14 protein-coding genes are annotated in these 15,014 nt (G+C 52.0%); 8 read left to right on the top strand and 6 right to left on the bottom strand.

Annotation, left to right across the window (positions count from 1 at the left end; all coding sequences use genetic code 11):
- Nucleotides 1-10: 10 nt before the first annotated feature.
- From ACQGQ5_RS08190 to ACQGQ5_RS08180, 3 genes are all read right to left on the bottom strand, one after another.
- Nucleotides 11-964, bottom strand: coding sequence for an L-lactate dehydrogenase (locus ACQGQ5_RS08190; RefSeq protein WP_455736037.1), 954 nt, complete (start codon nucleotides 962-964; stop codon nucleotides 11-13).
- Nucleotides 965-1,147: 183 nt separating this feature from the next.
- On the bottom strand, nucleotides 1,148-1,852 hold the full coding sequence (locus tag ACQGQ5_RS08185; RefSeq protein ID WP_455736036.1) for a response regulator: 705 nt from the start codon (nucleotides 1,850-1,852) through the stop codon (nucleotides 1,148-1,150).
- Nucleotides 1,853-1,857: 5 nt separating this feature from the next.
- Nucleotides 1,858-3,366, bottom strand: a complete 1,509-nt coding sequence (locus ACQGQ5_RS08180) for a sensor histidine kinase (protein WP_455736035.1) — start codon at nucleotides 3,364-3,366, stop codon at nucleotides 1,858-1,860.
- Nucleotides 3,367-3,630: 264 nt separating this feature from the next.
- Between ACQGQ5_RS08180 and ACQGQ5_RS08175 the strand changes: the two genes are divergently transcribed.
- Nucleotides 3,631-4,461, top strand: coding sequence for a Cof-type HAD-IIB family hydrolase (locus ACQGQ5_RS08175; RefSeq protein ID WP_455736034.1), 831 nt, complete (start codon nucleotides 3,631-3,633; stop codon nucleotides 4,459-4,461).
- A 52-nt stretch (nucleotides 4,462-4,513) separates the two neighbouring features.
- Here the strand turns inward: ACQGQ5_RS08175 and ACQGQ5_RS08170 are convergent, their stop codons facing one another.
- From ACQGQ5_RS08170 to ACQGQ5_RS08160, 3 genes are all read right to left on the bottom strand, one after another.
- The gene (locus ACQGQ5_RS08170) at nucleotides 4,514-5,272 is read right to left on the bottom strand and encodes an SDR family NAD(P)-dependent oxidoreductase (protein WP_455736033.1); all 759 of its coding nucleotides are present in this window, start codon (nucleotides 5,270-5,272) and stop codon (nucleotides 4,514-4,516) included.
- Nucleotides 5,273-5,561: 289 nt separating this feature from the next.
- A complete protein-coding gene (gene mutY, locus ACQGQ5_RS08165) occupies nucleotides 5,562-6,647 on the bottom strand; it encodes an A/G-specific adenine glycosylase (protein ID WP_455736032.1) in 1,086 nt (361 codons plus the stop codon).
- A 26-nt stretch (nucleotides 6,648-6,673) separates the two neighbouring features.
- The gene (locus ACQGQ5_RS08160; RefSeq protein ID WP_455736031.1) at nucleotides 6,674-8,605 is read right to left on the bottom strand and encodes a fructose-1,6-bisphosphatase; all 1,932 of its coding nucleotides are present in this window, start codon (nucleotides 8,603-8,605) and stop codon (nucleotides 6,674-6,676) included.
- Nucleotides 8,606-8,858: 253 nt separating this feature from the next.
- On the opposite strand from ACQGQ5_RS08160, the gene ACQGQ5_RS08155 reads away from it, so the two are divergent.
- From ACQGQ5_RS08155 to ACQGQ5_RS08125, 7 genes are all read left to right on the top strand, one after another.
- Nucleotides 8,859-10,253 (top strand): uracil-xanthine permease family protein, encoded by a 1,395-nt coding sequence (locus ACQGQ5_RS08155; RefSeq protein WP_455736030.1) that lies wholly within the window; start codon nucleotides 8,859-8,861, stop codon nucleotides 10,251-10,253.
- 1,113 nt (nucleotides 10,254-11,366) lie between these two features.
- Nucleotides 11,367-11,585 (top strand): hypothetical protein, encoded by a 219-nt coding sequence (locus tag ACQGQ5_RS08150; protein ID WP_455736029.1) that lies wholly within the window; start codon nucleotides 11,367-11,369, stop codon nucleotides 11,583-11,585.
- Between the two features lie 75 nt (nucleotides 11,586-11,660).
- The gene (locus ACQGQ5_RS08145) at nucleotides 11,661-12,110 is read left to right on the top strand and encodes a hypothetical protein (protein ID WP_455736028.1); all 450 of its coding nucleotides are present in this window, start codon (nucleotides 11,661-11,663) and stop codon (nucleotides 12,108-12,110) included.
- A 425-nt stretch (nucleotides 12,111-12,535) separates the two neighbouring features.
- Entirely contained in the window at nucleotides 12,536-13,087 is a 552-nt protein-coding gene (locus ACQGQ5_RS08140; RefSeq protein ID WP_455736027.1) for an RNA polymerase sigma factor, read from the top strand.
- The gene (locus ACQGQ5_RS08135; RefSeq protein ID WP_455736026.1) at nucleotides 13,080-13,817 is read left to right on the top strand and encodes a DUF4367 domain-containing protein; all 738 of its coding nucleotides are present in this window, start codon (nucleotides 13,080-13,082) and stop codon (nucleotides 13,815-13,817) included. The genes ACQGQ5_RS08140 and ACQGQ5_RS08135 overlap by 8 nt, the downstream gene beginning before the upstream one ends.
- 130 nt (nucleotides 13,818-13,947) lie before the next feature.
- Nucleotides 13,948-14,343, top strand: a complete 396-nt coding sequence (locus ACQGQ5_RS08130) for a hypothetical protein (RefSeq protein WP_455736025.1) — start codon at nucleotides 13,948-13,950, stop codon at nucleotides 14,341-14,343.
- A gap of 4 nt (nucleotides 14,344-14,347) precedes the next feature.
- Nucleotides 14,348-14,977 (top strand): hypothetical protein, encoded by a 630-nt coding sequence (locus ACQGQ5_RS08125; RefSeq protein WP_455736024.1) that lies wholly within the window; start codon nucleotides 14,348-14,350, stop codon nucleotides 14,975-14,977.
- Nucleotides 14,978-15,014: the final 37 nt, after the last annotated feature.

Below are 15,014 nucleotides of genomic sequence, written 5' to 3'. Positions count from 1 at the left end.
TCCTTTCAAATTAGATATCGAGAGAAGCGATGGTACTCTTCAGAACATTGGCGCTGGCAAGCAGTTTTTCCTGCTCCTCGGCGGTCAGCTCGGGCGCCTTCATGCTGCTGATGCCGTGGCAGTCAAGGACAAACGGAAGGCTGAGGCAGACGTCGTCAATGCCGTAGGCGCCGTGGATCATGCCGGAAAGAGTGGTGACGGTGTTCGTGTCGCGGAGGATGCACTCGCAGATACGGCGCGCGGAAAGGGCGATCGCGTAGTAGGTCGCGCCCTTCAGGCTGATGACCTGCGCGCCGGAGGTGTGGACATCGGTTTCAATCGCCGCAAGGTCCAGCTCCTTGAAATCGGGGTTCTTGTCGCTCATGCTGTTGAGATAGGTTTTCAGCGGGATGCCGCCGACGCTGGTGAGGGACCACGGCACCATGGAAGAATCGCCGTGCTCGCCGAACATATAGGCATGGATATTTTTCGGGCTGATTCCGAGCGTACGCGCAAGGCTCTCGCGCAGACGGCTGGAATCAAGCAGCGTACCGGAGCCGAAAACGTGCGATTCCGGAAGGCCCGTTGTTTTCAGGATCGTGTAGGTGATGATGTCCACCGGGTTGCTGACAACGACATAAATCGCGTCCGGCGCATAACGCACGGCCTGTGGCATGACGCTCTTGATGATGTTGACGTTGCCCTGCGCAAGGTCGATTCTGGACTGTCCGGGTTTGCGCGCGCAGCCCAGGGTCACGATGACGATGTCGGAATCCCTGATTTCCGGGTAATCGCCGGCGTAGATGTTTACCGGCGGGCACAGCGCGGTCCCCTGGATAATGTCCATGGCCTCGCCCTTCGCTTTGTTCTGGTTGATGTCCACCAGAACGATCTCGGACGCCATTCCGTCCAGAGTGAGCGTATATGCGATTGTGGCGCCTACGTTTCCTGCGCCGAGGATGCTGATCTTATTCCCTTTTTTCATGACAATCCCTCCAAATATAATATTAGAATTTACAAAATGGGGCGTTTATACTCACGACTTCAAACAGGCAGGAAATCATTGCTAATTTCTCTTAGAGACGAAAATTCAAGCCGAGTGTTAAAAAAATAACGATAAAGTTTATAAAACCCCCTGGAAAAATGGGAAAGAACCGTTTTTGCTGTGCTATGGCTCGTCGCTCATGCGGTAGCCGACGCCGACTTCCGTCAGTATGTACTTGGGCTCGGCGGGATTCTGTTCGATTTTGCGGCGGATGTTTGCCATGTTTACGCGCAGGATCTGCCGGTCGCTCTGCGCGAAATGCCCCCAGACCTGGTTGATGATGAAAGCGTAGGTCAGCACGCTGCCCGCATGCTTGGCCAGCAGAGCGACGATTTTGAACTCGATCTGCGTCAGGTGGACGTCCGTTTCGTCCACGGTGACCATATGCTTGTCAAAGTCAATGGTCAGGCCGCCTTTCGTGAACAGGCCGCCGGGGAAATCTTCGCCGGTTTCCATTTTGATGCTGTGTCGGATAGCGGTGCGGATGCGCGCCAGCAGTTCGGATGTGCCAAAGGGTTTGGTAATATAGTCGTCCGCGCCAAGGTCAAGCGCTTCGACCTTTTCCGTTTCGTTTCCGCGGGCGGAGACAACGATGATCGGAATACCCGACCAGTTTCTGACCGCTTTCAAAACCTCAAGGCCGTCTATGTCCGGCAGCCCCAGGTCCAGAAGGACCACGTCGGGGCAGTGGGAAGAGATCATGGAAATGGCGCAGGCGCCGGTTTCCGCTTTCAGGGTACGGTAATCGTTTGCGGTCAGGATCGTGGAGATAAAATTGCAGATTGGCGCTTCGTCCTCCACAATCAGAACGGTCGCTTTGTTAATCATCGGACTCAGCTCCCCCCCAACGGCAGCAGAAAGGTAAACGCCGCTCCGCCGTCTTTCCGGTTTTCGGCGGTCATTTTTCCCCCGTGCGCTTTCACAATGGACATGCATATCGTCAGACCGATGCCGTTTCCCCTTGAGGAATCGCTGCTTTTGTTTTTTGCGGGAGAAGTTCCCGTAAAAAGGCGGGAAAGCTCTTCCGCGGGGATTCCCTTTCCCCTGTCGCTGACACGGAAAACAGCCTGGTCCCCCTCGACGAACACTTCCAGCCTGATGGGGAGCGCTTTTCCCGCGTGCCGGATGGAATTTTCAAGCAGGTTGATAATGACCTGTTCAATCAGGGTGGCGTCCATGGGAACCATCAGGAATTCAGAGGGGACGGAAACATGGATCTCCGCCCCGGGGTACCGGCGCCGGATGCGCCCTACGGCTTCAGCTACGATTTCCTCCGCAGCCTCCGGGTATTTCTTCAGGGTCGCCGGCTTCTGGCTGATGCGCGTGACTGTCAGCAGATTTTCCACAATCCGGATCAGCCATTCGGCCTCCTCGTGAATGTCGGAAATCAGCTTGTCGTGGGCGGCCGGATCGATGAGGTCCCTGTTTTCGGCAATGGCCGCGCTGGCGCCGAGGATGCTGGTGAGCGGCGTTCTTAGATCGTGCGACACCGCGCGCAAAAGGTTGGTGCGCATGGTTTCTTTTTCCGCTTCCATCATGATGCGCTGCTGCTTTTCGGCCAGCTGCCGGTGTTCCAGCGCCAGCGCGGCCTGGGAAAGCAGAAGGTCGAAGAAGGTAAGCACACCGGGTTCCGGTTTTTCTTTGTTTTCATAAACAAGGCCGGCCACCCCCAGGATTTTTTCCTGAGAGGACAGGGGCAGATACAGGCAGTCCCTCGTGGACGTTTTCACATTGGCCGCAAAAGCCTGATGCGCCGCGGACCTTTCTTCCTTGGAATCCAGCAGAATCCGGTGGCGGTCGCAGGTGCTTTTCACGGTCCCCTGCGAGGAAAGCGGGTCCGTCAGGTAGAAAATCACGCTTTGACGGGTATATCTGCACAGATATTCCAGCGTGAGGGCCACGACCTGGCCGGAATCGCCCGCCGCAACCAGTTTTTTGCTGAATTCATAAAGGTTTTCCGTCCGTTTTTCCCGCTGTTCGGAAAGCCGCGCCTGCTCCTTGATCCGGACCGTCATCGCGCTTGTGACAATGGAAACGGCAAGCATGCTGATAAAGGTGACAGGATAGCCGGAGATGGTAAAGTTAAATGCGTGGTAAGGATAGGTGAAATAGTAGTTTGTGCCGATCACACCGGTGATTGCCGCAAGGATTCCCCACAGATAGCCCGCGGTGAATCTTGAAACCAGCACAACCGCAAGAACATACACAACTGCCAAATGGTCGTAACTGCCGGATAACTTTACAATCAGAAAAGAAACAGAAGTGGCGGCACCCAGAATGAAGATGCTTTTTAAAGCGTCCTTCAAAAAGCTGACGGAGGAAACTGGGGAGGAACGGACCAAACTCCTACTCTTATTTCTAATTATAAATCACTTCCCGATTTTAATAAATTTATTAAAAAATTACGGTATACAAGTACATTATAACATACACTATCGTGAAAATAAAAGACTAAATAAATAAAAATTTTCGCAATAAAACCGGATTTAATTGGTGTATTGGCACAAAAATTGGACTTTTCAGGAATAAAACGGCGGGAGCTTCCCCCGGAGCGGTTAAGCATGTTATAATAGAACCAAACACAAAAACCTGAGGAGGAAATCAATTTGGACATCAAACTGATCGCACTCGACATGGACGGAACCGTTCTGAAAACGGATAAGACCATGTCACCCAAAACCGTTCGGATACTGAGGGCCGCCGCCGCGCGGGGAATCGAGCTTGTGCCGGCTACGGGCCGCATGCGTCAGATGATTCCGAAGGAAATGCTTGATGTCGGCTCCATTCGGTACGCCATTACGTCCAACGGCGCCTCCGCGGTGGATCTGGAAAAGGACAGCGTGATTTACACGAACCGGATGACGGCGGAGGAAAGCGAATGGATCATTGATTTTCTGATGCCCTATCACGTGATGGTGGAAGCTTACGCGGAAGGGGGTTCCTACATCGATCAAAAGCACTACGAGCTTCTTTCCACCTTTCGCGATTACCCGCCGGCCATGCGGGACATGATCCTGAAATATCAGACTTTTGTGGAAGACCTTCCCGGGTTCTTAAAGAAAAACGGCTGGCTCCTTGAAAAGATCAATATTCCCTACATGGAGGAGGACGTCCGCCGGGAGCTGGTGGAAAAGCTGACGCAGAAGGAGGAATACGCCATTACGGCTTCCTTCGGGAGCAATCTGGAAATCAACGCCGCCTCCACCAGCAAGGGCGACGCGCTGAGCCACCTGTGCGCGCTGCTTGCGGTTTCCCCGGAGCAGGTCATGGCCTTCGGCGACGAGCGCAACGACCTGCAGATGCTGGAGTTCGCCGGCTGCGGCGTGGCGATGGGCAACGGCCACGCATCCGTCCGCCAAATCGCCGATTACGTGACGCTGACCAATGAAGAGGACGGCGTGGCGCACGCGATTGAAAAGCTGCTGGATATCCACTGAACGAAAAAAGCCCCCGGCGCTCCGTTTTGTACGAAGGCGCCGGGGGTGCCGTTTATTTTTCGCCGGTTTTCCGCTTCTGCATATGGTAGGCGATTCTGAGCATCGGTTTTTCGGGAAGGAATCTGCCGAAGAAACGGGTGCATTTCATCAGCGTGCCGGGGACGATCACGAGCTTTCCCGCAAACATCTTCCGGATGGCGTATTCCGCGACATACCGGCTTTCCAGCCCGTTTACGCTGAATTTCACGTCGGCCACCGAATCGAATTCCGTGCGGACCGGCCCGGGGCAGAGCGCGCAGATATGCACGCGGCTGCCGCTGCGGCGCAGCTCCTCGTAAACGGCCTCCGTCAGGCGCAGGACATACGCCTTGGAGGCGTAATAGGAGGAAAGCAGCGGGCCCGGCTGAAACGCGGCGGAAGAGGCGACGTTCATGATGTAGCCCGCGTCTTTCGCCTTGAAATCCCTGAGGAAGAGCTTGGTCAGGATATGCACCGCTCGGATATTGGTGTCGATCATCCGCAGCTCCTTTTTCAGGTCGGTTTCGTCGAACGCGCCGAAAACGCCCAGCCCGGCGTTGTTGATCAGGATATCGATGTTTTCGCTCCTGACCTGTTCGTAAAGCGCCAGGCACTCCGACTCCACGGAAAGGTCCGCGCAGATAATCCGCACGGGGGTTTTCAGTGAGGATGCGAGCTGTTCCAGCCGGTCCCTCCGGCGGGCGGCCAGAATCAGGCCGCAGCCCCTGTCGCTCAGAATTTTTGCCATGTCCCGGCCCATGCCGGAACTGGCCCCGGTGATCAAAGCTTTCATTTGATTCTCCTTTTTTAACACCAAATACGATTACGGCATTCCCAGTTGATCCCTGCAGCAGAACTGCGTTCTTCCCCCGCCGAAGGGGAAAGAACGTGTAAAATTGCTGTAATTTGCAAAATACGAAGAAAAAGTCGAAATGTTCACAATTTATTCATTGTTAATTCAAAATAATTGTGCTATACTACAACCGTTATCGGATATTTTTTACGCAGTACAACTTACGAATAGGAAGACCGTCAGACCGGAGCCGTCCGGATTGACGGCCTTTTCCGTTTTCCGGGGCTTTTCAGCTTCGGGAAAGAAACTGCCGCAGGCAGCCCTGAAAGGCGGTGGGCAGCGCATAGGTTTGGGCCAGTTCTTCGCGGTCCGCCCAGACGAGGCCGCCGCCCGGCGCGGCGCTTTCCGGCGCGGCACCGCCCACGGCGGTGCTTTCTACGGTAACGAGGTAATTTGCCATGTGCCACTCCCTGTGCGTGAAAATATGCTTCGACGGGGGGAGGCGTTCTGTTTTTACGGGAGAAACGCCCAAAGCTTTCAGCCAATCCGCCGCCTGCCGCGGAGAAAGTCTGCCGGGGGTGTTGGGGAATTCCCAGAGCCCTGCCAGAAGGCCCTTTTCCGGCCGCCTGCGCAGCGCGGCTTTTTCCCCGCAGAGAATCAGAAAGACGGTTTTTTCCTCAACGGTCCGCTTCTTTTTTTCCGCCTTCACCGGAAGCTCCTGCTCAATGCCCCGCGCGTGCGCCGCGCAGAGGGCGGACAGGGGGCATTCCCCGCATTTCGGCGCGGCGTTGGGCACGCAGACGATCGCGCCCAGCTCCATCAGCGACTGGGTAAAAGCGCCGGCGCGCCCGGCGGGATAAATTTCCCGCAGCCGTTCGGCGAACCCCCGCTTGACGGAAAGGTCGCCGACGGGTTCCCTGCTGGCGGTCACGCGCGACAGAACGCGCAAAACGTTGCCGTCCACCGCCGGGGCCGGTTTGCCGTAGGCAATGGACGCGACGGCGCCCGCGGTGTACTCCCCGATTCCGGGCAGGAGCAGAAGCTCCTCCGGCTGCTCGGGCAAAACGCCGCCGTACCGCTCCACAACGGCGCGCGCCGCCTTTTGCAGGTTGCGGGCGCGGCTGTAGTAGCCCAGGCCCTCCCACAGCTTCATAAGCTGCCCTTCCGGGGCGGCGGCAAGCGCGGCGACGGTGGGAAGCTCCGAAGTAAAGTGTTCAAAGTAGGGCTTTACCGCCTCCACCCGCGTCTGCTGGAGCATGATTTCCGAAACCCAGACCCGGTAGGGCGTGGGGTTGTCGCGCCACGGCAGAACGCGCGCGTTCGCGTCGTACCACGAGAGCAGCGGCTGTACGATTTTCTGCAGTTGATGATCCATGAATCGTTTTCAATTTCCTTATCGTTTTATTTTTCCTTGATGGTGCCGCTGCGGTAAGCCTGCAGCAGCGCGGTCAGCTCTTCGACCTGGCGGCGGAGCTCGGCGCCGTTGTCGGTGTCCGCCACGGTGACGCGCCGCTTGATCGCCTCCACCACCATGACCTTCGGGGAGGTCTCGCACACGCTGCAGCCGGATTTCAGCGGCTTGTGCTCCGCCAGCGCCAGATAGCGGGAATTCGCAATGAAGGTGTAGCCCCCGATCCCGGTCTGGGACTGATAGGACTTGGAGATGCCGCCGTCGATCATAAACAGAAGGCCTTCGCCCTTGACCGGCTCTTCTCCCGCTTTTACGGGGACGTGGCCGTTGATGATGTGCGACGAGGACGGGTCGAGGCCGAATTCCCTTAACAGCATTTCACAGGTGGAGCGGTGCTCGATATGCGTATAGTAGGGATTCATTTTCTCCCGGTGCGTTTCGGGGGCGTCGATAAAATACCGCTCGAACGTGGCCATCTTCGATTTTCCGAACAGGGGGGACCTTGCCCCGCTCCACAGGTACCACATCAGGTCGCGCGCGTTTTCGCGCTCCGGGGAACCGGACGGAGCGAAATAGGCGGTGCGCACCATACCGTCGAGGAATTCCAGATATTCGCGTCCGGAATGGTCGCGGCCGTAAAGGGGGACGCAGTCAAGGCTGCCGTCCTCCCGGAGCGGGATGCACCCGTGGTACAGCAGGTTGGAATTGATGCGCAGGTACATGCTGCCGTGGGAATACAGGAAACGGATGTGCTTTTCCAGCCGCTCGCTGTGGCTGAACGAGGACGCGATGGTCTTCATCAGTTCGGTTTCCGCGTGGGTCAGCTCCAGCGGATGTTTGGGGTCGACCGTGGGGAAGAGCTTGTCGCGCAGGGGGTATTCTTTGCCGCCGAGCGTGACCGTCCCTTTCTCGAAGTCGATTTTATCCAGAAGGATCCGGCCGTCCATATGATATTCCGGATGCTTTTTAATGAGCTGAGCCTCCACCTTGAACTGGATGACCGCCATGGCCTTGTGCATTTTCGCCGCCAGCGGGATATCCACGGGGTCGTACTGGTTTTCGTCCAGGATATGGGGGATGAAGGCCTCGCACGGGTCGTCGTGGTAGGTCTGCTCCGCAAAGATGGACAGCGCGCGCAGGTTGATGCCGTAGCCGTCCTCCAGCAGGTCGAAATTGTTGTAGCTGATGCCCAGCCGCACTACGTTGGCAATGCACGCCCAGTTCCCGGCGGCGGCGCCCATCCAGGAAATATCGTGGTTGCCCCACTGGATGTCTACGTCGTGGCAGTCGATCAGCGCGTCCATAATCGCGTCGGCGCGCGGGCCGCGGTCGAAAATATCGCCGATGATATGTAATTTGTCGATCAGAAGCTGCTGGATCAGGTTGCACAGCGCGGTAATAAATTCCTCGCTCATGCGGGTCGACACAATGGAGCGGATGATTTCGCTGTGGTAATGCGGCTTGTTGCTGCCGCCGTCCGCGTGCAGGAGCTCGTCGATGATATAGGCGAAGCTTTCAGGCAGCTTTTTGCGGACCTTGGAACGGGTGTATTTTGAAGACGCCTCCTTGCAGACCTCTACCAGACGGTAAATGGTGATGCGGCACCAGTCGTCAAACGCCGGTTCCCGCTGCTTTGCGGCGCAGTACTCCGTTTCCGGGTAATAGATCAGCCGGGCGAGCGCCGTGCGCTCTCCCTCGGACAGGGACTGCTCAAACAGCTCGTCGACTTTTTTCCGCACGACGCCGGAAGCGCTTTTTAACTGGTACAGGAAAGCTTCATGCTCTCCATGAAGATCGCTGAAAAAATATTCGGTGCCTTTCGGCAGGCTTAGAATCGCTCTGAGGTTGATAATTTCGGATGCGGCGGCCTGTGCGTTCGGATAATCCTTGGCCAGAAGCTTTAGATAACGCTCGTCAATCATGAAATCTGCCTCCTCATTATTATTCGTTGGCCCTGCGCAGCGCATTGAATTGTGATTATAGCATATATCTGAGGAATATTCTTGTTGATTTTGACGCTTACTTCTATAGGATAGTATAATTTCAACAAAAAATCAATCGTAACGGCGTAAAATAATAAAGAACAAAAATTAAATTTTATGTTGTATTGTGGATAATTATACGGTATAATAATCGGAAAGCCAAAAACCAATTGAATAAACGGAGGGATCGTCTTTGTCAACCAAACAACCCGCAGCGGGCTATTTGCCTGATGAAAAGCCACCTTTTCTGAAACTGCTGCTGTTCGCGTTCCAGCAGATCATCGTGATGTTTCCGGCTACGGTGCTGGTCGCGCTGCTCACCGGATTCCATGTTTCCACCACGATCTTTGCAAGCGGACTTGCAACCATCGGATTTATCCTGATTACAGGAAGAAAAATCCCGCTTTTCTACGGATCGAGTTTTTCGTACATCACGGCGATCTGCTCCATCACGGGCGCACAGGCGTTTGCCGGCCCGGTGGCCGATGACAAAATCGCCGCCGCGCAGTTCGGCATCGTCCTTTCGGGGCTGGTTTCCATTGCGGCCGGGATTATCATCAAGCAGTTCGGGCAGGAGGCGATCGAAAAGGTCCTTCCTCCCACCATTACGGGCAGCATTGCCATGGTGATCGGTCTTTCCCTCGCGGGAACGGCACTGAGCAACCCCACAAACCTGCCGAACGGCGTGACCGACGCGGCAAAGGCGCTTGCGCTGAATCTGTCGTGGACCATCTGCCTTGTGACCCTGATCGTGACCGTCCTGTTCTCCGTTTACCTGAAAGGCACCTGGGGCCAGATCCCGATTCTGCTCGGCCTTCTGACCGGCTATGTTCTGGCGCTGATTCTTGGCGGCATCTATGGAATCGCCTTCTGCGACTTCAATAAAATTCCGGAAACAAGCTCCCTGTTTTCCATTCCGGCAATCGGCTTCGCGCTCCCGCACTTCACTTTGCCGAAAGCAAGCTGGGCGGCGGTCGGGGCGATTATGCCGATCGCGATTGCCACGATTCCGGAATCCACGGCCCATCTTTATCAGCTTGATATCTATGTCAACAACCTTGCCAAACAAAAGGGCTCAGACAAGCGGTACAATATTTCGGACAAGCTGGGGCTGAACCTGATCGGCGACGGCCTTGGCGATATGATTTCCGGCGTGGTCGGCGGGCCGGCCGGCACCAATTACGGCGAAAACCTGAGCACCATGGCGATTACCAAGAACTTTTCCACGCCGATGCTGATTGCGGCGGCCGTCATCACCATGGTTATTTCCTGCTTCACCCCGCTGACCGCGGCGGTCTACTCGATTCCCAACGCGGTGATCGGCGGCATTTCCATTTACCTGTTCGGCGTCATCGCGTCGCAGGGCGTAACCATTATGATCAGCAAAAAGGTCGACATGTTCGACTCGCGCAACCTCGCGATCATCGCGACCGTCCTGACCATCGGCATCGGCGGCAGCTTCGCGTTTTCCGACGGCATGATCCCCATGCTCGGCGCGAAATTCCCGGCAATTGCCACCGCGGCGATTTTCGGGATCCTGCTGAACCTGGTTCTGAATATCGGAAAGGAAAAACCGGCAGCGGAATAAAGACGGAACTCCTTTTCGAAAACTGAATATATGAAAACAGCTATGGGCGCTTTGTGCGCTCATAGCTGTTTTTGTGTTCGTACCGCTACGACCTCTTTTTTAGACGGGCTTTATTTTTTATCCTGTTCAGCAGACACAAAATGGAGTAAAATACAAATTCACTGATCAATATTAAGATAAATTGCAGAATTTCGGAATTGAGCTTAAAAAAATAGTAGTTTAACGCTATTTCCATAATCAAACAAAATCCAAATATCAGCATGGAGAGGATTCCCAGCAGCAAAAGCCCCCGAAGCCGGGTTATGCTGTTCAGACAGTATACGGAAAGGGTTACCAGGTGAAGCCATATTACATATAACTGAATAAACATGCCCGCAAGGTAATGATACTGAGAGAACGCTTTATTGTAGATAGGATTTTTAAGGATTAAAAGCTCATGAGCCTTGTTTGAATAAATAATAAAGAAAATATAAAGGATCACAGCGATTGAACCGGCACATGCGAGAATCACTTTCCTGTATTTTTGGTTATTTTTTAACAATCGTCAATCTCCTATCTTTGAACCTTTAAATCCTTGGCTGACAACTTTCTTCAAAGGGATTGCCGGTAATCCACAACACGTGTATGAAGGATCAAATTCATCTTTCTGATAATATAACGATTGAAATCAATTTTTGTAACACTTTTTTTGGAAAAATTTTTGGCTTGCCATGTCTGCTCTGATGGAATCCATATGACCGTGTCCGCCTGCAGATATCAGGATGGAGATAATAATATAAAAAAGTTTTGAAAAAAGTGTAACAAAACGGGGGTGTCAGTCGTTAATGTTGTAGAAGGAAAAAATCTATTAATATTTAGATTGGAGTATTATTTTGCACAGGATTTCGGCGATTTTTTGTGGGGTATTATTTCTGCTTGGCTGTGTGACTTTAGGCATCTCTATATTTTTTTCAGATGTTTTATCCAGAATTTTTATGATCTATTTAATGACACATCCAACATCTTTAGTATTGCACTAAAATTAGATTTCTTAAAGGAGGGGGCGGCTCTGAAACAGAAGATATTCCAAGATTCAGGCCGGAGGAATAAACGGAAGGAGGGAATGAGTAAATCATGAAATTTGCGAAACGTTTTACCAGGCGGGAAGCAATACCGGGGGGCGTGATACTTTGCTGCCTTGTGCTCATGGCTGCCGTTTTCTTTTTCCCCGGCGGACGTCCGGAACCGGAAAACGCGCAGTACAGCGGAAAGAACGGCGCATGGGCTCATTCTGATAGACGATTTCTTAATCGGGAGATTTCTATTGGACAGAAGCATGGAATTGCTTTATAATGATAATTAGGAACAAAATTGTTCTGGGGGAGAAAAATTTTGCGGCAATAAGATCAGTCGGGGGGAATGTGGGAATTGAAACGTATAGAAAAGATAATCGATCATCCGGCGCTTCCATTCATAGCTTCTGCAGCCGGCGTTTTTGGAATTTTAGCACCGCTTGACTGGTATGTTTTTAAGGTGGCCGCCATAGCTGTATATTTTATGATTCTGTCCCGGAACAGTATTGAAAAGCTGGTGCTCAGGATTGCCGGAAAAAGCGATGGAGAAACGGAAAGCAGCTTTCTGCTGATCTGCCGGGCGCTCTGGGGAGTTCCTCTTATCCTGGGTTTTCTTTTCAGACGGTATTATTTCTTCTTCGCAATCGCGTCGTTTATCATCCTTTCGATTCCGGATATCATTGAAATCGCCCGGGAAAGCAAAACGCAAAATAAATTGATTATCCGGAAAGAACAGGGGATCAGCCTGCTGATCATTGCCGTTGGTATTGCCCTCTTAACCACATTCATTTCTTTTCACAAATAATAAAGGATCATGTCTGAATTATTTCGGAGGAATGCAGAAGTTGAAAAGTGTAAAAAGTTATATCATTACGGGCGTTGGCTGTATCATTTTTATCATTACGGCGTATTTGCCGAATGACAGATATGTTTTGAAGATCATAGGCCTGGTCATCCTGAATATGATCATATGGAGAGACAATATCAGGAGATTCCTGTCCAAGCATATCCCAAAAGATAATAAGCCGGAGAAATAATATTCCGCATGTTTTTCCGCGAAAATATTCTTCTCTTAATGAAGGCCACGGATACCGCAGGGTGTCCGTGGCTTTGCTCTTGAAATTTCCAGTTCCTGGATCAATTTCCTTTTTTATTTGTAAAATTGCGGCTGAATTGTTATAATGGCAATAACTTAATTCTTATGAATAAGAAAGGGAAAGAAAAGTGCTGATGATTATACAGGAAATCCAAAACGAAGCGGACCGAAGCTTCGTAGAGGAGCTTTACCGGAAGCACGGCGGTACCATGCTGTACATAGCGCAGGGTATTTTAAAGGATCAGGCCCGCGCGGAAGACGCGGTTTCACAGGCTTTTATTAAAATTATTGACAATCTGCAAAAATTTCACTTTGAAAACTGTAACAAAACCAGGGGGTTAGTCGTTATCATAGTAAGGCATATTTCTTACGACATGCTGAAAAGCGAAAAGCGCAGGCAGAGTATTCCGCTGGAGGAGCTGGAAACAGCGGTTCCCGGAGCGGAGGACGACGCCCCACTGGAATCGATCGTTTCCGCGGAAAGCTATCATTTTGTTATGGATTGCCTTTCCTGCCTGAACGAACGTTACAGGGATGTGTTGAGGCTGAAGCTGGTTTATGAGTATGAGGATGAAGAAATCGCAGAAATGCTGGCAATTTCTCAGGAAAATGTCCGCGTCCGGTTTCAGCGTGCCAGAAAGGCGCTTATGCAGGAGATGAGCAGGAGGGAGAAAGGCAATGAATGAATCGGAACTGAACATCCGGCTGTTCGACACGCTTCTGAAAGCGGCGGCAGAGGAGGATTTTCAGCGTGAACTGGACGCGCTCCCGTCCGAACGGGAGCTGAACAAAGAATACGCGCTTCCGGAACGGCTTACAAAAAGGATCCGGGATCTTATCAGGGAAAACGACCGCCGGAGCAGGCGGAAGAAGTTTTTGCGGCTTGCGAAACGGGCGGCGGTCATTGTCGCCGTCGTCATCCCGGTTTCCCTGGGAAGCCTGCTGAGCGTGGAAGCGAGCAGGAACGCCATTTTCAACTCCGTACTGGAGTGGAAAGCGGAGCATGTGGATATCTATTTTGAGGAAACGACAAGCGGCGCTCCCGCCGAAGAATCCCCCACCGGGGAACAGCCGGAAGTTTGGGAGCCGCAGTATCTTCCGGAAGGATTCTTTATGGCGGAGGAAAAGAATGTCGGTCCCGTCCACATAACCACTTATGAAGACGGGAAGGGCGCTTCCGTGACCTTTACGCAGACGCCTTTGGACAAGGCGGGGAAAATGTCGATCGACTCCGAGCACACCACTTACCATGAAATCACCGTAAAAGGGGAAAAGGCGGTCCTGTTCGAGGCAAAACGGGCGGAAGACAGGTCCTTTGTCCTTTGGCAGAGCAAAAAAACCAGCCTCGTGCTCAGCTCCGCGATTTCAAAGGACGAACTGATCCGGATCGCCGAAAGCACGGAGCAGCAAAAATAAATTTAAAAAAGTTTGGAAAAAAGTGTAACAAAACACGGGGGTCCGTCGTTAATGTAGTAGAAGGAAAAATAAAAGCTTTCCAATGCGCGCATTGAAAATAAATATGAAAGGAAAGAAGGGTGCTATGTCAATGGATTTGCTCGATTCATTTCATACAGGAACATCAGGTTCCTACGATGTGGCTTTAACTATAAACAACTTACGTGGAACTATGGTTGGCGGAACAACTCTTTATTCGCGGTATAAAGTTGGTAGCTATACAACTGATAGTTCAACAATCTATTCCGAGTTTGATTACAAAACTGCGAAGTATACAGTTCCGGAAATGGTCACAGAAACAGACAGGTATTTCTATCTTGGAGCTGGCTGCGAAGGAAATACTTCCGGACAAGTTCTTAAAACTGACTGTGCAGTTTGCCAATACATTTTAAAGCTTACTGACCTGCCAACGATTTTCTCGGATTTATTAAAAAACTTTTTCATTGAGAACCTAACAACTCATTATTCTGACGGAACGAGAAGTTAAATAAATGAGCAAGGAACGATTCGAAACGCCCAGAAAGACGGTCAAATATGCGATGTATGCTGCCCTTCTGCTGTTATTAGCCGCCTTTATTTTACATGCTTTCCTGACCTCGGATGTACAAACGAACGACCTTGGAAACATAAAAAGCGGGGAACGTCTTGCTGGAGACGGTTATACGGTTTCTGCGCAAATGAATCACGATGCGTCTGGATATATGAAAGGAGTCATCGAGATATATTTCGACGATGCGGCTAGAATGCCGAAGGATTTTCTTTTAGCCGCAAGTTATGATGATAGAGCGGTGGGTGATCTTCTTGCCATATGCTCATATATGTTGGATGGAAAAGAATATCATTCACAGGTAGATGCTCTTGATTCTTATGACATGAAAAGTGCGGTAGGTGGGATGGGATTTCGGCAGCCATTCCCGCGCGGCGCACGAAATCGCAAAATTTCTTTTCAACAGATCGCTACAAAAGGCAGTCAAAAGGCGGTTGGATATATTGCAACCGGAAGTCAGTTGCACAATTGTGACGTGGCGGATGGCGGGCTGCTTCATACAATAAACGCTAAGAAGTCTATCCGTCTCGGTGATGTGCAGCTTGTTAAGTTCACCTTTCAAAAACAGGGTTAAGAACGGTTCGGTTTTTTTCTGTCAGCGGCGGGGCTGT

It is taken from the genome of Caproiciproducens sp. (assembly GCF_053840905.1).
The sequence above is the reverse complement of the archived record's forward strand: the minus strand, read 5'-3'. Positions and strand labels throughout refer to the sequence as shown.